We start from the raw sequence: 19,536 nt of genomic DNA, 5'->3' as shown, positions 1-19,536 counted from the left end.
TGGGAGTTTAACGTTGTAGCAGACGATTGTCGATCAAGCGGGTTTTGCCAACGCGCACGGCGAGGGCGACAAGCGCCTTGTGTTGGACCGATTCGAGGTCGGCCAACGTGTCGGCGTCGCAGAGCTTGGCGTACTCGATCTGCGCCAGCGGTTCCCGCTCGATCTCGGAGCTAACCGCTTCGAGCAGCCTCTGCGCCGACGTCTCACCGCGCCGCACCATGCGCTCGGCGCGGCACAGCGAGCGGGACAGGCACAAAGCGGCTTGCCGTTCCTCGGCACTGAGATAGGCGTTGCGCGAGCTCATCGCCAGGCCGTCCTTCTCGCGCACGATCGGGTGGCCGACGACGTCGACGTCGAGGTTTAGGTCACGGACGAATTGGCGAATCACTTGGAGCTGCTGGTAGTCCTTTTCGCCAAAGATCGCGACGTGCGGTTTGACGATGTTAAAAAGTTTGGTCACCACGGTCGCCACACCGCGGAAATGGCCCGGCCTTACCGCACCGCATAGCGGCAGGCTGACATTTTCCACCTCGACATGGGTTTGGAACCCGGCGGGATAAATTTCCGCCGCCGCGGGAAAGAAAAGCACGTCCACTGCTGCGCCTTCCAAGAGCGCTTGGTCGCGTTTGAGGTCGCGCGGGTAAGCCGTGAAATCTTCCTTGGGGCCGAACTGCATCGGATTAACAAAGATCGACACCACCACGCGGTCGCCGCGCCGGCGCGCGTCGCGCACCAGTGTGAGATGGCCCTCATGCAGCGCGCCCATGGTCGCCACAAAGACAATCCGCCGGCCCGCGCGCCGCTCGGCTTCACTCCAGGCGCGCATGTCGGCGATGCGCTCGATAACCTGCATCGGGATAAGTTGGAGTGATCGAGTATTGGAGTATTGGGTTTCTCGATCCGAACCCATCACTCCACCATTCCAAGACTCCATCACCCCAATCTCTTGTGCTTCTCTCATTTGAACGAGTGCTCCTGTGCCGGAAATTTCTGCTCGCGCACCTCGCCGATAAATTCTTTGACCGCGCCGTTCATGACATTTTTGAGCTCAGCATACCTTTTGACGAATTTCGGCCGGAAATCATCGAACAATCCCAGCATATCGTGAATCACCAAAACCTGGCCGTCGCAGTGGACGCCGGCGCCGATGCCGATCGTAGGAATAGTCAACCGCTCGGTGATTTCTTTAGCCAAATCGAGCGGCATGCCTTCGAGCACAATCGAAAAGGCGCCCGCCTCTTGCACCGCCAACGCGTCCCGCAGCACGGCCTCGCGCTGGCTTTTTTCTTTACCCTGGATTTTGTAGCCGCCGAAGCTGTGGACCGATTGCGGCGTCAGCCCGACATGGCCCATGACCGGTATGCCCACCGCGACGATTTTGGCGATGGTCTCGCGCATCGCCACGCCGCCTTCCAGTTTGACCGCCTCCGCGCCGCCTTCTTGCAGTAGACGTCCGGCGTTGCGCAGCGCTTCTTCACTGTTCACCTGATAGGAAAGAAACGGCATGTCACCGATAACCAGCGCCCTTTTACGGCCGCGCACGACCAAGCGCGTATGATAGATCATCTCATCGATGGTCACCGGCAAGGTGTTGGCGTGCCCCTGCACAACACAGCCCAGAGAATCGCCAACCAGGAGCATGTCGACGCCTGCGTCGTCCAGAATACGCGCAAAGGAGTAGTCGTAGGCGGTCAGGCAAGTGATTTTCTCGCCGCGCTGTTTCTTCCGGACAATCTCTGGCACGGTCACTTTGTCGGCCATCAATCCCCCTAAAACAAAAAAGCCCTCCGGAACGAACCGGAAGGCCAATATCGGCAGGGAGACCCCATGGTCTCTCTAAAGTGCGCCTGTTGGCATCCGTCTCGGTCCAGATTACTTGGATCCAAGCGGTATATAATGCTGCGTCCCCGAACCCATACTATTGATTTCTTTGATCAAGTCAGCCCGATCCTTGCTGCTTGCCACGAAATCGATCTCAGAGGTGTTGACGACCAGGAGCGGCGTCTCATCATAGCGAAAAAAGAACTGATTGTACGCCTGCGCCACCTCTGTCAGGTATTCGAAGGTTACGCTTCGCTCGTATTTCTTATCCCTTTTTTTGACCCGCTTGTAAAGCACTTCGGGCCGCGCTTGCAGGTAGACGACCAGGTCCGGTTTCGGCACCCGGGCGTTCAACAGCGCATATATCTGCTGGTAAAGGCTGAGCTCTTCGGCGCTTAGCGTCAGGCTGGCAAAGATCTTGTCCTTGGCAAACAGGTAGTCAGAAACCGTGTTCTGATTGAACAGGTCCTGCTGGCTCAACTCCATCTGCTGCTGATAGCGGTTGAGCAGAAAAAAGGTCTGGTTCTGGAAGGCGTAGGTCTCGCGCGACTGATAAAATTTTGGCAGAAACGGGTTCTCTTCCACGCGCTCGAAGATCGTCCGCGCCTGAAACTCATTCGCCAACATTTTGGCAAGACTGGTCTTGCCGACACCGATGGGCCCTTCGACGACTATGTATTTCGCTTTCGCCATGACCGCCGTTGTGGGGCGAATTTACACTTTGAGCTGAAAATTGTCTAGGTGACAGATCGCGTTACCGTTGTCAGCCGATCAGCATGACCTGCACATCCATAACATTGGTAAGCGTCGGCCCGGTAATCAGTAGCTCGTCGACTGCTTTGAGATAGTGGTAAGTGTCATTGTTTGCCAAGAAGCTGGCGACATCGAGCCCCAACGCTTTACCGCGCGCGATGGTGGCGCCGTCAACGATGGCGCCGGCTGCATCGGTCGGCCCGTCGCCGCCATCGGTGCCGCCGCTCAAGATCACAACGTTAGGCAACCCAGCGATGGCAGTTGCCGCCGCGGTAGCAAACTCTTGGTTGCGGCCGCCGCGGCCATGGCCGCGCACCGTCACTGTGGTTTCACCGCCACTAAGAACGCAGGCCGGACGCTCCACGGGCGCACCCGTCGCCGCGACCTTTTGGCACAGTGCCGCGTACGCCAGCCCGGCCTGTGCCGCTTCGCCTTGCACCGGCTCACTGAGCACCAGGGTGCGATAGCCGAGCGCCACCGCCTTCTGTTCGGCGGCCAGCACGGCCTCGCGATTATTACCGACGATAACGTTCTGCACGCCGGCAAACACCGCGTCTCCCGGCTTCGGCGTTTCGTCGATTTGGCCGCGCTGTCCCGCCTCGAAGCGCGTGATCAGCGCTGCCGGCATCGCCTGGCGCAAACTGTAACGGTCGATGACCGCCAAGCAATCGGCAAACGTCGTCGGGTCAGGAGCCGTCGGACCCGAAGCAATGGCATCGAGCGGATCGCCGATGACATCGGAAACAATCAGCGAAACAAGCCGCGCCGGTCTGGCCAATCGCGCCAGCTGGCCGCCTTTTATTTGCGAAGCATGTTTGCGGATCGCGTTGATCTCTTGGATCGTCGCGCCACAGCGCAGCAACAGCTCGGTGGCGCGTTGCTTGTCGGCGAGCGAAATGTCTTCGGCCGGAGCACTGAGCAAGGCCGAGCCGCCGCCCGAAAGCAGACACAGGACCAGATCGTCTGGCCCGGCGGCGCGCACCATTTCGATGATTTCATTGGCAGCGTCGACGCCGCGCGCGTCAGGAACCGGATGACCCGCTTCGACCACGCGGATTTTGCTCGTCGCTTGTCCATAGCCGTCCTTGACGATGACCAGCCCCTCAGGGACCTTGTCGGCTAAGATGGCTTCGATCGCCAGTGCCATTCCGGCCGAGGCCTTGCCGGCACCGACGGCCGAAATATGCCCGACCTGGGCAAGATCGATCCACCGCCCGGCAATCTGCAAACGATCGCCAACGCGCGTGACCTGCCGCTTCAGCGCAGCAGCCGGGTCGACGGCCGCTAACGCCGCCGAGAAGATCGTGCGCGCATCGCTGCGCAGTCCAGCCGACAAGTCCATAAAAAATTAGATTTGTTGGCGTCTACATACCACTAAACTTCGCAGTTGTGCTAAGAATATCCTAAACTTACCTGACCGAGATCACCGATAGCAGCGGAGCGGTGAGGGTCTGTTCATGGCTCAAGCGCAGCAGTTGCGTGGAAACGACAATACGGCCGTGTCCCTTGAGGCAAAACGACTCAGCGGCAAAGCGCTGACGGCTTTGCGGTCATCGCAGTATCAACTATCGGAACGGGAACTAGCGAGGCGTGGGAAAAAGCCGAAAGCCACCGAACCCGTACTCGCCGATATATTTGTTTGTCGACGAATCGTAGATATCGATCAGCATGTTTTTATCGGGATGGCCGGCGAGGAAACGCGAAAATATTTCGATGAACTCTTCTTTTTCACCGTCGTCGGCGTTCAAGAAAGCTTCGCCGACATAGAGGCGATGGGGCCGCTTGCTGCTATCGAGCCGTGTCCAAAACCTGGAACCACCGGCACCGAACCGATCTAACCAGCTCTTATAACCCAGAATCTGATTTTGCAGCTCTTTGAAGTTGATCACCTGAGCGGGGACCAACTGTGGAAATAACAATGCGGATGCCAGGAGGATAATTCTTGCCTTGCCCGGCATCCGCATTGTGCTGAACCCAATGACTCTGGTACTAGTTAACTTTTATTTCGACGCGGCGGTTCTTTGCCCGCCCTTCCGCAGTCTTATTATCAGCGATCGGCTTGCTCTCGCCAAAGCCCTGGCCGGAGATCCGGCTACCGGCTACACCTTTGCCGCTGACATAATCCTTAACAGAAGCAACCCGACGTTCGGACAGCGCCTGGTTGTAGGCGTCGCTACCCACGTTGTCGGTGTGACCGGACAGGTTAGCGTTCTTGTCTTTGTTCTCGTTCATGAAGTCGAGGATAGCACCGGCTTCGCGCTTGATGTTGCTCTTGTCGAAGTCAAACAAGACATCGTCGAGAATGATCGTGCGCTCGACTTTGGGCGCTGGTGGTTTCGCTGCGGGTTTCGCTGCGGGTTTCGCTGCGGGTTTCTTTTCTGCAGGCTTCTCTGCGGGTTTCTTGGGCGCGGGAGGAGGCGGAGGAGGTGGTGGTGGCGGCGGTGGCGCGGGTTTGGCCGCCGGCTTCGGATCTTCCGTCAACAAATAAGCTAAGCCGCCGCAGAGCACGGCTCCAGAAACAGCGCCAATCGCAACCGCGGCACCGGTGTTGCGCTTGCTTCCTTCGATACGGTTATTCGCTGCCACCGCGCCGCCTGCCGCGCCGCCAACACCGCACAACGTAGCGCCCACGATCGCCGCTTGGTTCTTGGTTAATCCTGCACATCCTGTCAGGAAAAACCCCACGGCCGATAGCGCCAGGTATTTGTTTTTCTGCATCTCTCTGCCTCCTGAAAATTCCTTGCTAAGCTCAAATTTTTGGCCAAAGTAGTACAAGTGTCGTAGGTTGTCAAGTAAAATTTTTGAACGTTACCACGGTTGATAAAGTCTTTGAATTCCTGAATCATTCTTCCCTTCCCCCGTTTTTTTGTCGTTCGCTGATAAGGAACGGTTTGAGTTGATCTTTAAGGGGCAATCCCCCATTGCCACACCAAAAGCCGATACGGGCGGTTAGCTGCCGCGGTCATCTCTGACTTCATCGTGAATGCCCCGCATCGGCATCCCCTCCTTCCCTGTTGAGTTCGCCAAGGCGCACTAAGTACTAACCCTTAGGCCTGGGGTTATACGCCAGGCAAAAAGCTGTTGTCAATTTTTTTCGCAGTGATGCGACGGCATCCCGGCAGGTGCGCCGCTGTGGCTGACAATTTGACGCTCGCAGTTCGTTCAATCATCAAAGTGTTGTAAGTTTTTTTGCATGGACCGGTGGGTGCGTCGGGCCTTGGTCGGAGCGCTCAGCACGATTTTGCTGCTGGCGTTGCTGATTGTCGGCCTGGGCTTATTTTTACGATCCGAACGATTCCAAGATTGGCTGCGGGCCGAGCTTGCCACCCGCACCGGCGCCGCGGTTCAATTCACCGACCTGCGTTTCCGCTGGCCGTTCGGCGTGACTGCCGGCAACGTTGCCGTCGCCAAACCGGGTTTTAGCCTGCATAGCGAGCGGCTTTCGCTGCTTCTCAATCCGGCGGAAGTCATGGCCAATCGCATCCACCAACTTATATTGGAGAAACCCGTGCTTCGCCTTGATCTCGAAGAGTTTATGAAGTCTTCGGCACAGGGCGAGATCACGACGGCGATCCGCCAACTGAATGTGCGAGACGGCACGGTCGTCTTAGAAATAGCGGAGGGCAACGCGATCGAATTGCCGCAGATCACTCTCGATGCCGAGAACCTAAACTTAGGACCGCAGAGTGGCATCACTTTGAAAACCGATGTGCCGGCGCTCGCAAGCGAGGCCGAAGTCGCGCTCAGCGGGTCGTTGCGCGAATTGACGGTAAAAGTGCATCTGCGCGCCAAGACAACCCGCAAATTTTTTGACCGGCGCAAAGCCAGCGAGGCGGCGCCGGGCAGCCTGCGGATCAACGCTTTGATTCACGCGCCGGAAAAACAAGCGCCCTGGGTCAGCTTCACAGCGCAAGCGAGCGAGCTCGCCCTGGGCACCAAGAAAGTCACCGGCCATTTGGAGTCCCGCCTCGATTTCGACGCCAAAGCCAAAGAAATCGGCTTTACTGCGCAGGGGCAACTGGTCGGCTTCCCCAACGTGCTGTCGCCGCGAGCTCTGCCATTGCGCGATGGCCCGGCACAGTTCACGGCCAGCGGCCGCTACGCTTCCAACGACCGATCCTTGGCTATCCAATCGCTGAAGCTGACGAGCCAGCTCGGCAGCGGCGAAGCCGACGGCCGGCTGATATTGCACGATAAAATAATTGTCCAGGAAGCGCGCACCACGCTGCGCGGCTTGTCATGGGAAGCGTTGAAGCCATTATTGCCGGCGCCGCTCAATCGATGGAGCTACAAGGGCCTCGGCGAGGCCGATTTGATGCTGCGCGGCCCGGCCGAGGCGCTCGATATCAAAGGCGTTGCGCGTAGCGCTGCTTTGAGCGTCGAAGCCGGCGAGTTTTCCCTGGGTCCGGTGGAGCTGAACGCTCCCTTGGAAGCTTCCGCTTCAGCTGTCCAGCTCAAAGATATTCGTCTGCAAGGGAAAGCGCTGGCCTGGAAAGCAGCGCGGCGCAGTCTTGCCGCAGAGCAAATTGCCATTAGTGGCACGCTCGCTGGGAAGGCGCAGTCGCCGGTTACCTTCGATGGGCGCGTGCAGCTGCGCGGCACGAGCGGGCAAACCAGCGACGGCACCAGCGCCAGCGCCGGCCAGGTTATCATCGATGGCAAACTTGCCTACCCGGCCAACGAGTCGCTCAGGATAGAAGGACAGCTGCAACTGGCCAATGCCAAATTCGCTGCCGCGGACAGCGCGCGCGTCGGTGAGAATCTGGCGCTCAACGGCAGTTTTAGCGCCGCGATGAATCCGGCAAAAAATCTGATCAGCATCGGCAGCAAGCTCAACATCGACGGCGGCGAAGTTCTGTGGGGCAAGTTTTTTGGCGATTTAAAAACTCAGAAGCCGGTTCTCGAATTCGACGGGGACTACTCCTTCGGCAACGATCGCCTCGATTGCCGCCGCTGCGAGCTCGCCATTGCCAGAGTTGGCCACATTCAACTGCGCGGCAGCGTCGAGCGGCTCACCGAAAGACCGCAGCTCAACGCCGAGCTGCGCAGCGATGCTTTTCTTCCCGGCGGATTTTTCGATGTCTTTCTGCGCGACACCTTCAAGCAACGCTATCCGCTGTTAGACAAGATCATCGTCGGCGGCGAGATGGCGTTGCAAACGCGGCTGCAAGGCAGCCTCGACGCGTTCAACATCGCCGGAGAGCTGTCGTTGCGAAATGGGCAGCTGCGCGCCAGATCGAACGATTGGCAGATCGGTCCGATAGCCCTCGCGCTGCCTTTTCAAACGCGCTATCCCGAATCTGCCGCAAGCAGCAGCAGTGAAGTTCAGCCGGGAACCATCGCGATTCAGTCGGCCCGCTTCGGGGCGCGCAGCTTGGCGCCGATCAGGACCAGCTTATCATTATCGAACAACCGGTTGCGCTTTCATCAACCGATTGTGTTGACGATCTACGGCGGCACCCTTGCGCTCGCCAACCTGCTTTGGCCCGACATCATCAAGAGCGCCAAGGATTTCACTTTTGCCGCCGAGGGCAAACAACTGCAACTCCAAGAGCTGACCGAAGCACTGGGCTGGCCGCGCTTCAGCGGCACGCTGACGGCGTCGATCCCACAGATCACCGCCAGCGCCAGCGTCCTGCGCACGAGCGGCGCGATCCGCGCGGAGGTGTTCGGCGGGCGCATCGATCTTGTCAAGTTGGAAATTGAAGACCCTTTTTCGTCTTTGGCTTCGATCAAGCTCGACACCACGATTCGCGACGTCAATCTCGAACAAGCCTCGAAAACGTTTGCATTCGGCCGCATCTCCGGCGTGCTCGAAGGCAGCATCAACGATCTCGTCATCACCGACGGGCAGCCGGCGCAACTGCGCGCCGACTTGCATTCCGTCGATCGCGGCACCGAGCAGCGCATCAGCGTCGAAGCGCTGAACAAGATTACCGTGCTAAGCTCCGGCGAAAACGCCGGCGCCGTCTACGGCGGGCTCGCCGGATTTTTCGACAGCTTTCGCTATAGCAAGCTCGGCTTCAAAGCCACACTGCGCAATGACAAATTGACGCTGCGCGGCATCGAAAGCCGCGATGGCAAGGAGTTCCTCGTGGTCGGCAGTCTGCTGCCCCCCACCGTCAACATTATCAGCTACACCCAGGAAATAAGTTTCGGTGAGCTGCTCCGCCGGCTGCAACAAATCAAAAAATCTGACAAAATCGAGGTCAAGTGAACGGAGGAACCATGTTGAAAAGAAGCTTGATGATCGCCGCTTTCCTAATGAGCGCCTGTGTGACGGTGAACATCTATTTTCCGGCGGCGGCGGTGGAGCGCGCGGCCGATCAAATCGTTAAAGAAACCTGGGGAGGACCCACCGAGCCAGCGCCGCAAAAAGGCCAGCCGCAAAGCCGGCTGATCGACAGCCTTGGCAGCCGCTACGCGCTGACGTTTATCAGTCGCGCCCACGCCCAGGAAGCCGACATCAATGTATCCAATCCGGCGATCCGCGCGCTCAAAGATTCGATCAAGAATCGCAGCGAGGCGATCAAACCGTTTATGGACAAGGGCAGCATCGGCATCGCTCAGGACGGCCTGTTGGCAATCCGCAGTTCCGATGGATTAAATCTGAAGGAACGCGCCGAAACCAAACAGTTGGTCGACGCTGAGAACAACGATCGCGAAGCGCTCTACATTGAAATCGCGAAGGCGAATGGCATCCCCAAAGAATCCGTGCCGAAGATCAAAAGCATCTTTGCCAAAAGTTGGTCCGATCAAGCCCGGCCGGGCTGGTACATTCAAGACACGCAGGGGAACTGGCGAAGAAAATAGCCAATGACCTTGGCCGTCCGTCAAGATCGAAGCTTGTGATCTTGACCGGCGCCGATTCGGCGATTTTCAAACTTTTCAGATCAACTCTTGCCCAGCTCCTGCGAGCGCCGCGTTGCGTTCACGACCGCGTCCATGACGACGCCATGAAAGCCTTTCTGCTCCATGGCGTAGAGGCCGGCGATGGTCGTGCCGCCGGGCGAGGTGACTTCGTCTTTCAATTCGCCTAAGTGCTTTGAGCTTTCGAGGGCCATCTTTGCCGCGCCGTATACCGTCTGCATGGCGAGCTTCAGCGCCACGTCGCGCGCCAGTCCAACTTGCACACCGCCGTCGGCCAGCGCTTCCATGAACAGAAAGACATAGGCCGGCCCGCTACCGCTGAGTCCAGTCACCGCGTCGAGATATTTTTCTTCCACCGGCATGCCAACGCCAAAGCTGTTAAGGATCGCACCGACAATCTCCAGATCTGCGGCTGTAGCGCTCGTACCGCCGGCAAAGCCCGCGGCGCCGGCGCCGACAACGCAAGGGATGTTGGGCATGACGCGCACTACCCGAGCGCCTCTTTCTAACCCGGCCTCGAGCCGCGCCAGCGGCACGCCGGCGGCGACTGAGATGACGAGCTTGGATTTGCCGACCTTCTTGGCAATCTCTTTGAGCACACCGTCGATGATCTGCGGCTTGACGGAAAGAATCACCGCATCGGCGAACTCACAAACCGCAAGGTTATCCGCCGTCGAGTTAATACCAACATCGCGCGTGATCATCTGCCGCAATACCTCGGCGACATCGCTCGCCATGACTTGCTCTTTGCCGACGAGGCCGGCGCCGATAATGCCGCGGGCGATCGCCGAGCCGATTTTGCCGGCGCCGATGATGCCAACTTTGTTTTTCAACATGCCAAGACTCCTTCGCAATGCGCGCGAGCAAATTCCACGGCCTCAACCGGGGTCCGATCTGGTTCCGACGTTGAACGTGGAACTTTGAACCTGGAACAAGCGCAGGCTAGAAGCGCCGCCCCAATTCCTGCAAGCCTTTCACCGCGTCGGTATCATCGGGACTGAACGCCAACACCTCGCGGTACTTTCTTTCCGCTTCGCTGGTTCTTCCCATTTTGGCATAGGTTCGCGCCAAGGAGATCCGCAGATCGTTGCGGCGCCGCTTCATGCGCAGCGCTTGCTCATAGTTCTCCGCCGCCTTGTCCCAATTCTTGAGATGCATATAGACGCCGCCCAATTCCGAGAATACCGTGGCGGACTCCTCGCCTTTGCTGCGCGATTTTTCCAGCAGGTCGCGCGCTTCGGCGTGTTTTTCCTTTGCCGCCATCAGCCGGCCCCAGGCCAAAAGCACCGCCGGGTGATCGGCATCGATTTCACGCGCTTGGAGAAACCATTTCTCCGCTTCTTCTTTATCGCCGGAGTGAAGCGCGATATTGCCGAGGCCGAGATAGGGCAAGACTTCGCGGCTGCCGATTTCGATGATCTTGCGGTAGACCGCTTTGGCCTCGGGCAGATAGAACTCATCGCTCATGCCGAGAATATCGCCGGCGGTGTTCTTGTCGAGATCCAGAGCTGCAAACGCCGCCTTGGCGCCGTCGGCGCTCTTATCCTGGTCGAGCAAGATCTTCAGTCTCAGCAAATGAAACTTTGGGTTGGAGGGATCGAGCGCGATCGCTTTTTCGATCTCCTTCTGAGCGCGGCTGTGCGCGATGCTGGCCGAGTAGGACTGCGCCATGTAGTAATGGTGCATCGCCTCGGGCACCGGCAGCGATCCCGGCTTGAGCCACGGCGGCGCCGCTTCGAGAAACGGCGCCATCAAGCGGCGGTTGAGCTCGGTGGTCGGCCGGCGGAGATTTTTCGGCGCGGAAAATTCCAGCTGGGCGCCGTCGTCGGTGTTGATGTCGGCGCCCTTGGAAAATTCCAAAAGCTTCTCTCGCCCCATCCGGTAAAAGCCCTGCACCGCGTAAACGTCCGACAGTCCCAAGTATTCGAAGTCAGACCGCAACATCGGATGGCTATCGTAAACCTGTTTGATCAGCGGATAGTTGAAGCCGTGCGGCTGCTTGCTGCCGATCAGCAGAAAATCGCTCTCCTTCATGCTGTAGAGCGAAACATGGGGAAACGACTCGGTGAAGGTGCGAAACACCATGCGAAAATCGTCCGGTGACATCGAATAATTGTGAAACCACTGGGCGAAGATGCCGTCGTCTTTGATCTTCGATTTAATCACCTGGTAAAACTCGCGAGTGTAGAGATTGGCGATGCCGGCGATCCAGGGATTGGACGGCTCGGCCGTGATGACGTCGTAGTACTTGGGCGTGGCGAGAATGTAATTGCGCCCGTCGGTGGGAATCACCCGCACGCGTTTATCTTCAAGCACGCTCGAGTGGCGCGAATGGCGCGCGTTGCGATAGAGCCGATCGATCACGCCGCGGTAGTCCTTGTCCTGCGATTTTTCCATTAACTTGGTGCGCATTTCGGAGTCCATCACACCTTTATAATAGAGCCGCTTCGACGCCGCGTCATACCAGATCCGACTCTGTGCGTCATCGGCGGGGAAGCTCACGCCCGCCGGCAGTTTGTCCACCGGCACCCAGGCGCGATCGAAATACTTGCTTGCTTCGATCATCGCCGGCTCGATTTCGATGACCTCGATATCTTTTAGCGATGTGAAAGTCGCCAGCGCTTTGGCCGACATTCCACTGCCTAAACCGATGGTCAGCGCGGTTTCTGCCTTGGGATGCATCAGCATGGCGATGTAGCTGGTCATCAACTGGCTCAAAGCGTCGCCGTAGGAACCGTCGATCTTGCCGTTGGATTTGAAGTAAACATAGTTGCTGCCGGGAATGCGATGCACGCTCACGGTCGTCGTCAACCCTTCGCGGTAAAACTCGACGTCGTCGCGCTTCATCTCCTCGATGCGCAAGGAATCGCTGGGCAGTGCTTCATAGCGGTCGTTGTAGATCGTCACGCCGCTCGTCAGCACATGACGGTCCCAGCGTTGCAGGTTCGCCGGTACATAGGCAGCCAGCGCCAGTACGGCAGAACCCATAATGTGACGCGGCACCAATGCCGCCTTGGTGTCGCCCAGCAAGAGCACGGCCGCGATCACCAGATTCAAGACGACGCCAAAGATGATCGTGTTCTGCACGCCGATATTGGGTATTAAGATGAAACCGCCGGCAAAGGCACCGAGCACGGCGCCCACCGTGTTGGCGGCATAGGAACTGCCGACGCCGCTGCCCACCCGATAGAGATTTTGCGTGTATAGCCGCGCAACCAGCGGGAACGTCATGCCGAGCAGCACCGTCGGCAGAAACATCACCAGCGCTGAAAGCACGATCTGCAGCCAGAGAAACACCGTAAACGTATCGCCAAAGCCGTGCAGCAGGCGCACGAAAATCAGCGGTAGTTTTTCGAAGAGCGGAATCGTCGCCAAGGCCGCCAGACCGACCCACAGTTCGACTAGGCCGAACAGACTCAGACGCGCTTCGCGGTTGCCGAGAAAGCGCGCGTAGATGAAGCCGCCCAGCGCCAAGCCGATCAAGAAAGTCACCAGCATGGTCGTGAATGAATAGATCGAGCTGCCGATGACCAGCGTTAGAGAGCGCGTCCAAGCATTTTCGTAAACCAGGGAAGCGAAGCCGGAGAGGCCAAAAGAAACCAGCAAGAGCCAACTGACCCATGACGGCGTGCTAGTCTCGGCCGTCACATGATCATTTGCCTGTGCGGCCGTGGCGGCGATAACATCTTCTCGGAATTCTTGATCGCGCAACCGATCGACAACAAGTATGACCAGCGCAACAACCAAGTTCACCGCCGCGGCGACGTACACCGTCGTGCGCATGCCCAACTGCGGTATCAGGAAAAACCCACCGGCGGCGCAGCCGATCACCGCGCCCAGGGTATTGGTCGCATAGAGATCGCCGATGCGCCGGCCGAACTGGGAAAAGCTGCGCACGAAAAAGCGGCTCAACACCGGCAGTGTCGCGCCCATCAGCATGGTCGGAAACACCAGCAGCACGAACGAAAGAAAGAACAACACCAGGTTGAACAAGAAGGGGTAGCTCTGGTTCAAACCAAAGATCGGCCCGTAGAGCTTCTGCGCACCGGCGAAGAACCAGGGAACAAGAAACCCGTAGACTCCGACACCGGCTTCCAGAATGCCGTAGAGCAGAAAATCGTTTTTGCCACGATCGGCGATCTTGCCAAAGAAATAACTGCCCAGCGCCAACCCCGCCATGAACGCGGAGAGCACGGTGGCAATCGCGTAGGTCGTGTTGCCGAAAATCTGCGTCAACATGCGGGTCCAGACCACCTGGTAGATCAAACCGGCTGCGCCGGACAAGAAGAAACATAAGAGTCCGACGAGCAGCAACCAATCCTGCCTGGTGCGCTCGGCACTTGCAGTCATTTGAGTTTCCAGAGAAGACCTCCGAAAAAAGAAATTTGAAGAATTGCAAAGAGATAGCAAGCCCACTGTGAACTGTAAAGCCTTCGAGGTTTCAAGGGGGTTTGCCGCCTCGGCGCGCGCTCTCGCCTTCGTTGACTTTTGCCCTTTCGTCGTATAAGCATAAAGTCCGTTTAAGAGTCCCGCAACAAGAATTCTCCCTCGGATTTTTCCTGATTGGGTCTAAGAATTTCAAGAGTTTTCGGCGGGTTAAACATATTCTGGCGATGTTTCGCTGGCGCAATCAAGAACAGACTAGATAAAAACTATTGGAGGATAGAATGGCTCAAGCAAAAAGAGATGGCGCAGCGCCGGAAGAAGTACGCGACCTGCGCAGCGCCATCGAGTGGATGAAAAAAGAGGGCGACATTATCATCACCGATAAAGAAGTCGACCCTAACCTCGAGATCACCGGCATTCAGAAGCAGCTCGACGGCGGCTGCCCCATCCTTTTTAACAATATTAAAGGCAAACCGCAGCACCGCTGCATTACCAATTTGTTCGGCGACATGAACGTCATCAACAAGCTGTTCGGCTGGAAGGACCACGCCGATCGCACCCGAAAGCTTGCCTACGCCATCAATCATCCCATTGCTCCTATCGTTATCGACCAAAAGAGCGCGCCCGTCCAAGAGGAAGTTTATGAGAAGCCGGCCGAAGCCAACGACTTCGTCGTGCCGATCCGCCATACCGACGTCGAACCTGAGCTGACCGTCGGTTCCGGGAACCGGCTCATCTCGGGCGAACAATTCAACGGCGGCACCGACTTGGGCTACAACCGCATGAACTTTCGCTGGGGCAACGTCGGCACGTTTCAGATCTCGCCCGGCTCACACATGTGGCAAGTCGTTAGCAAGTACTACAAAGACAACAAGCCGGTGCCAATCACGATGAACTTCGGGTTGCCGGTCGCGGGCTCGCTGCTCGCCGGCGCGGGTTTCGATTATGTCATCTTGCCGCAAGGCTGCGACGAAGTCGGCGTCGCCGGTGCCGTGCAAGGCGCGCCGATGCGTTTGGTGAAAGCGCGCACCGTGGACGCGATGTCACTTGCCGACGCCGAAGTCGTGCTTGAAGGCTACGTCAATCCGCGCGACCGCCGTTTCGAAACCGCGGAGTCGGAAAAAGCCGGCATCCAAGGCCGCTTCCATTTCCATCCGGAATGGGCCGGCTATATGGGCAAAGCTTATAAAGCGCCGACCTTTCACGTCACCGCTGTAACGACAAGAAAGCGTGAAGGCAAGCCCATCATCTTCCCGCTCGGCGTGCACACACTGGACGATCACAATATCGACACGACCGTGCGTGAAGCGGCGATGTGGGAGCTCTGCGAGAGAATGCAGCCCGGCATCATCATGGACGTGAACATCCCCTACTGCATGACCGATTGGGGCGGCGCGATCATCCAGGTTAAAAAACGCAACCGCATCGAAGAAGGCTGGCAGCGTAACTTCATGGCGGCGATCCTGGCCACCTCGCAAGGGTCTCGCCTAGTCGTCGCACTCAGTGAAGATTGCGATATTTACGACATGGACGACGTCATGTGGAACCTGACCACGCGCGTCAATCCGAAGACCGACATAATCAATCCGCTCCCCGGCGGCCGCGGCCAGACCTTCATGCCCGCGGAACGCATGACCGCCGGTGAAAAAGAATGGACCGCCTCAAACACCAGCTTCGAAGGCGGCATGGGCATCGACGCCACCGTGCCCTTCGGCTATGAGAGCGACTTCATGCGCCCGGTCTATCCGGTCGATCGCATCGATCTAAAAAAATGGTTTGCCGACAAGGACATCCAAAACGCCAAGTCGCGCATGCAGGGCTGGGTGCATTCCTTGGCGCGCACCGGCCGATAAGCTCCCAGAAGTTCTTCTACACAAAGGCGGCAGGATCCTCGATCCTGCCGCCTTTGTTTTTTCAGCGCACCTGACGATGTTTTGACTGAAAAAATCTCTTTTTCCGCCGCTGCGCTTGTAATTTTTCGCGGTCAACGGGTACAATTATTTCCGTTGCGCGCGTTGACATCGCGCAACTCGCCTGATAGCGATTTTGTAGCTCGCAAGAAATCCTCTCTTTCAGCTAACCCCAATTCAAAGGCTAAAGTAATGGAGAAACGTCACACCAACGCGCTCGCTCGTACTTTGCGATGGCTCAGCAGCTTTTTTGCAAAACTGAGTCTAGTCGCGCTGCTTTTTTTACCGGCCTGGCTCTCGGCGCAATATCTCGTCCGCGCCGAACAAACGCTTGAGCCCCAAGCAGAAACCAAGAGATTCTCGCCACTGAAAAAAGTGGTGCAATTTATCGAAAAACCGAAGCCCAAAGATCTGGTTAAAATCTATTCGATTGTGCGATCCAACCGTCCTGATATTAGCGATACCGAGGCGTGGCAAGTTTCCGAGGTGATCTTGCAGGAGAGTGCGAAGCACGCTTTCGACCCAATGTTGGTCTTAGCTGTCATCGAAGTCGAAAGCCGTTTTCAATACAAGGCGATTTCTCCGGTGGGGGCCCGCGGCATTATGCAGATCATGCCCGACACGGGAAAGTTTCTTTCCACCCTCGATATCGGCCGGCGACAGGGTCTGAGCGCCGAAACGTTTCGCACCGAACTGCTCGACGACCCGATTCTCAACATCAAGCTTGGCGTCTTTTATCTGCATGATTTGAAGCGCCACTTTCGCAACCTAAACCTGGCGCTGATTGCCTACAACAGGGGACCGACGGAAATTCAGACCCGCCTCGACAACAACGAGCAGCTGCCCGATGGCTACGCGAACCTGGTCATGACGGCCTATCAGAAATATCGAAAAGCCAAACTGCCAACTTTCTAACTACACGGAAAATATTCCATCATGTCCGCGCCTTCGCGAGTGCTCATTGCCGGACATAACGCCGACGCGTGCGTCTTCGCTTGTTTGCTGCGCCACGCGGGCTATGACGTCGCGCTGCTCGGCGCCGCATGGCAGCCAGCGCAAGGTCTGCGGTTACGTGGTCTTTGGGGCGCCTACGATGCCGAAGGCTTTCAGCACGCAAACACCATCGATGAATTGACCGGCGCTTATTCGCTGATGCTCCTAGTCGAAACCCATCAAGTCGCGCAACTGCGCTCCTACGCACCAGCCGAGGGTTTGGCACTGGCATTGTCCGACGACTTGCGCACCCTCGACACCATTGCCGCCGGTTTCGGCGCCGAGCAAACGCTTGGCGCGCGGCTCGGCTTCAGCGCCACCCTGACGGCGCCCGCGCATGTGAGCATCGATGGGTCGCATGGGCCGACGTTGATTGGCCCGCTGGAGGTTTCTGATTGTGTCATGATGGAACAGATCCACAGTTGGATTAGAGCCTTCCAAGCGGCGCGCATCCCCTGCGCAGCGACTCCGGACATGCTCGCCTACGTCGATGGAAAATCGACCGTGGGTCATGTTAAATAACCGACTTGATGAACGCACCGTTCTCTCTCAGCAGCGCCTGCTGGCAGGAGATTTCACGCCACGCCGAAGATGAGTTTCCCGACGAGTGCTGCGGCGTTATTTTTTCCGACGGCAAGGTCGATCGCGTCCAACGCCTGCGCAACATGCAGAATCAACTGCATGCGCTCGACCCGCAAACCTATCCGCGCACTGCCACAATCGCCTATGCCATGGACCCGATGGAGCTGGAAAACGCCATCGCGGCTGCGGCAAAAGCCGGCGCCGCGCTTAAGGCGTTTTACCATTCACACCCGGATCACGATGCCTACTTTTCTGCCGAAGACAAAGCCTTTGCCATGCCGTTTGGCGAGCCGACGTTTCCCGATACCACGCAGCTGGTTGTTTCGATCTACGCGCGGACCGTGAAAATCATTCGCGCCTTCGCGTGGTCCGCGGCGGCGCAAGATTTCGTCGAAATCCCGGTGCACAAGGCCTGAGCATGCCCGAACCTCGCCACAGAATTGTCGACGCACGCGGCTTGGCCATTCATTGTCTCGAATGGGGCGAGCCGACGGGAACGCCGCTTTTGTTGATTCACGGTTTTCTCGACCAGGCGTTTAGCTGGAGCCCCTTCGTCGACGTGCTGATGCGCCGCGCGAACCAACCGCTTTGGATCATCGCGCCGGACGGCCGCGGCCACGGTGACAGTGACTGGATCGGCGCCGGCGGCTACTACCATTTTCCGGATTACGTCTTCGACCTCTCCTGTGTTGTGCGCGCGCTTGGGCTGAGCCAGTTCAACCTCGTCGGCCACTCCATGGGCGGCACCATTTCGTTGCTCTACGGCGGCGCGTTTCCTAAACAAATCTTGCGGCTGGTTCTGATCGAAGGCGTCGGTCCGGTGGGCATGCATTTCTCCGACGCACCGGTCCGCATGGAACAGTGGATAGGCGAAGTGCACCACCGCGGCCGCGATCATTTTCGCGAATACACCAGTGTCGCCGCCGGCGCCAGCCAACTGCAGCAAACCAACCCGCGCTTGAACGAAAAATTTGCCCTGGCCTTGGCCGATGCCGGCATGCGCCAGAATGAAAAAGGCAAATGGGTGTGGAAGTTCGACCCGCTCCATCGCACCGCCGCGCCGCAGCCGTTTTACACCGCTCAAGCCATCGAGTTTCTGCGCCGCATCGAGTGCGCCGTGCTGATCGTCGACGGCAAGGAGAGCCACCAGAGCAAGCGCACTGACAAACGGCAGCGCTACGCTGCCATCGCCAACCGCCGACAAACGGTTATCGCCAACGCCGGTCACATGGTGCATCAGGACAATCCAGTCGGTCTGGCGGAGGTGGTTGTGCCATTTTTGCAGTTGTAAGATTAACGCGCGGCGCATGGCACGGGTCGTCACTGCGTGGCCACTCGCGAGAGCTTGACTAGTCAACTCGATATCTGGGATTATGCCTGTATCGAGGCTGATCGATCGACCAGAAAGGTTCATTGAGAATTTTCAAAAATAGAAACGGTTGTGGCCAAGACAAAGTCACCGCGAAAAAAGAGCGTGCCGCCGTCCAGCCGGCACGAGTCGACGGTCGAAGATAAGCCGCCGGAGCGCGGCGGCGTGGCGCTTGTGCCGGCCACCAATTCCAACGTCGCCCTCACCATCAAACATTTTCAGCATCGCCGCGAACGCTCCCTCGCTGTCAGCGAAGGCAAACGGCTTTATCTGCGCGTCGGCGATGAAGTCAACCATCTCCGCTACGAAGAATGGGGGCTGGGTGTGGTCATGGAAGTGATGACCTCCTCCGTTCCTGGCGGCACCTGTTTGGCGCGCGTGCGTTTTCAAGACGGCCAACTGCGCTGCTTCAACAACGATTTGGATAACGAGGCGTGCTGCTACTATTTCGGCGTGCGCCGTTTTTGGAACCCGACCCACGGCGTCGACGCGATTCGGTCGAAACTGTTCATGCGAGGTTAGCTCATGCCACTGCAAATGAAAAAACTTATCCCTGGGATGGTCATTGCGGCGTTGCTGGTCGCGGCCATGCCCGCCAAATCGACCGCGGAGGATCTCATTGAGAAGAGCGGCGTTGCCCTCGGCATGGGCGTCGGCAACCTGGTCTATGTCCCGGCCAAATTGGTTTCGGTTTTCATTGGCGCGCTTGCCGGTGCGCTCTCCTATGTCGTCACCGGCGGCGACCCCGAAGTCGCCCAACAAGTTTGGCGCGACACTCAAACCGGCCCGTACTACATCACCCCCGAGCTAGCCAAGCAGGCCATCGGCGAGCGCCCCGAAAAAAAATAGGCG

The 19,536-nt window shown here is 57.9% G+C and carries 16 protein-coding genes and 1 pseudogene; 10 read left to right on the top strand and 7 right to left on the bottom strand.

Annotated features, from left to right (window positions below; all coding sequences use genetic code 11):
* Positions 1-7: 7 nt before the first annotated feature.
* From FJ145_07165 to FJ145_07150, 4 genes are all read right to left on the bottom strand, one after another.
* A complete protein-coding gene (locus tag FJ145_07165; GenBank protein ID MBM4261209.1) occupies positions 8-853 on the bottom strand; it encodes a pantoate--beta-alanine ligase in 846 nt (281 codons plus the stop codon).
* 104 nt (positions 854-957) lie between these two features.
* Positions 958-1,761 (bottom strand): 3-methyl-2-oxobutanoate hydroxymethyltransferase, encoded by an 804-nt coding sequence (gene panB, locus FJ145_07160; GenBank protein ID MBM4261208.1) that lies wholly within the window; start codon positions 1,759-1,761, stop codon positions 958-960.
* Between the two features lie 111 nt (positions 1,762-1,872).
* A complete protein-coding gene (locus FJ145_07155; GenBank protein ID MBM4261207.1) occupies positions 1,873-2,514 on the bottom strand; it encodes a deoxynucleoside kinase in 642 nt (213 codons plus the stop codon).
* A gap of 70 nt (positions 2,515-2,584) precedes the next feature.
* Positions 2,585-3,916: a glycerate kinase gene (locus FJ145_07150; protein ID MBM4261206.1), complete on the bottom strand. Its 1,332-nt coding sequence runs from the start codon at positions 3,914-3,916 to the stop codon at positions 2,585-2,587.
* A 115-nt stretch (positions 3,917-4,031) separates the two neighbouring features.
* Between FJ145_07150 and FJ145_07145 the strand changes: the two genes are divergently transcribed.
* Positions 4,032-4,412, top strand: coding sequence for a hypothetical protein (locus FJ145_07145; GenBank protein MBM4261205.1), 381 nt, complete (start codon positions 4,032-4,034; stop codon positions 4,410-4,412).
* Positions 4,413-4,563: 151 nt separating this feature from the next.
* Here FJ145_07145 and FJ145_07140 read toward each other — a convergent pair whose 3' ends face one another.
* On the bottom strand, positions 4,564-5,292 hold the full coding sequence (locus FJ145_07140; protein MBM4261204.1) for an OmpA family protein: 729 nt from the start codon (positions 5,290-5,292) through the stop codon (positions 4,564-4,566).
* A 475-nt stretch (positions 5,293-5,767) separates the two neighbouring features.
* On the opposite strand from FJ145_07140, the gene FJ145_07135 reads away from it, so the two are divergent.
* Positions 5,768-8,791: a hypothetical protein gene (locus FJ145_07135; GenBank protein MBM4261203.1), complete on the top strand. Its 3,024-nt coding sequence runs from the start codon at positions 5,768-5,770 to the stop codon at positions 8,789-8,791.
* A gap of 11 nt (positions 8,792-8,802) precedes the next feature.
* Positions 8,803-9,387: a DUF1318 domain-containing protein gene (locus FJ145_07130; protein ID MBM4261202.1), complete on the top strand. Its 585-nt coding sequence runs from the start codon at positions 8,803-8,805 to the stop codon at positions 9,385-9,387.
* Between the two features lie 80 nt (positions 9,388-9,467).
* Here the strand turns inward: FJ145_07130 and proC are convergent, their stop codons facing one another.
* Positions 9,468-10,280: a pyrroline-5-carboxylate reductase gene (proC, locus tag FJ145_07125; protein ID MBM4261201.1), complete on the bottom strand. Its 813-nt coding sequence runs from the start codon at positions 10,278-10,280 to the stop codon at positions 9,468-9,470.
* Between the two features lie 106 nt (positions 10,281-10,386).
* Positions 10,387-13,794 (bottom strand): tetratricopeptide repeat protein, encoded by a 3,408-nt coding sequence (locus FJ145_07120; protein MBM4261200.1) that lies wholly within the window; start codon positions 13,792-13,794, stop codon positions 10,387-10,389.
* Between the two features lie 317 nt (positions 13,795-14,111).
* Between FJ145_07120 and FJ145_07115 the strand changes: the two genes are divergently transcribed.
* The 7 genes and pseudogenes from FJ145_07115 (at position 14,112) to FJ145_07085 (ending at position 19,533) form a co-directional block, all read left to right on the top strand.
* Positions 14,112-15,683 carry a UbiD family decarboxylase gene (locus FJ145_07115; protein ID MBM4261199.1) on the top strand — a complete coding sequence of 524 codons (1,572 nt, stop codon included), beginning with the start codon at positions 14,112-14,114 and terminating at the stop codon, positions 15,681-15,683.
* Positions 15,684-15,932: 249 nt separating this feature from the next.
* Positions 15,933-16,655 (top strand): lytic transglycosylase domain-containing protein, encoded by a 723-nt coding sequence (locus FJ145_07110; GenBank protein MBM4261198.1) that lies wholly within the window; start codon positions 15,933-15,935, stop codon positions 16,653-16,655.
* Between the two features lie 21 nt (positions 16,656-16,676).
* Entirely contained in the window at positions 16,677-17,255 is a 579-nt protein-coding gene (locus FJ145_07105; protein MBM4261197.1) for a hypothetical protein, read from the top strand.
* 8 nt (positions 17,256-17,263) lie between these two features.
* Entirely contained in the window at positions 17,264-17,731 is a 468-nt protein-coding gene (locus FJ145_07100; protein MBM4261196.1) for a hypothetical protein, read from the top strand.
* A gap of 2 nt (positions 17,732-17,733) precedes the next feature.
* Positions 17,734-18,606 (top strand): alpha/beta hydrolase, encoded by an 873-nt coding sequence (locus FJ145_07095; protein ID MBM4261195.1) that lies wholly within the window; start codon positions 17,734-17,736, stop codon positions 18,604-18,606.
* A 285-nt stretch (positions 18,607-18,891) separates the two neighbouring features.
* Positions 18,892-19,143 (top strand): annotated as a pseudogene (locus tag FJ145_07090) (hypothetical protein).
* Between the two features lie 66 nt (positions 19,144-19,209).
* Entirely contained in the window at positions 19,210-19,533 is a 324-nt protein-coding gene (locus FJ145_07085) for a hypothetical protein (GenBank protein ID MBM4261194.1), read from the top strand.
* The last annotated feature ends 3 nt before the right edge of the window (positions 19,534-19,536 follow it).

This window comes from Deltaproteobacteria bacterium, assembly GCA_016874755.1.
Taxonomy (GTDB): domain Bacteria; phylum Desulfobacterota; class Binatia; order UBA9968; family UBA9968; genus DP-20.
This window is presented reverse-complemented; position numbering and strand designations above follow the sequence as displayed.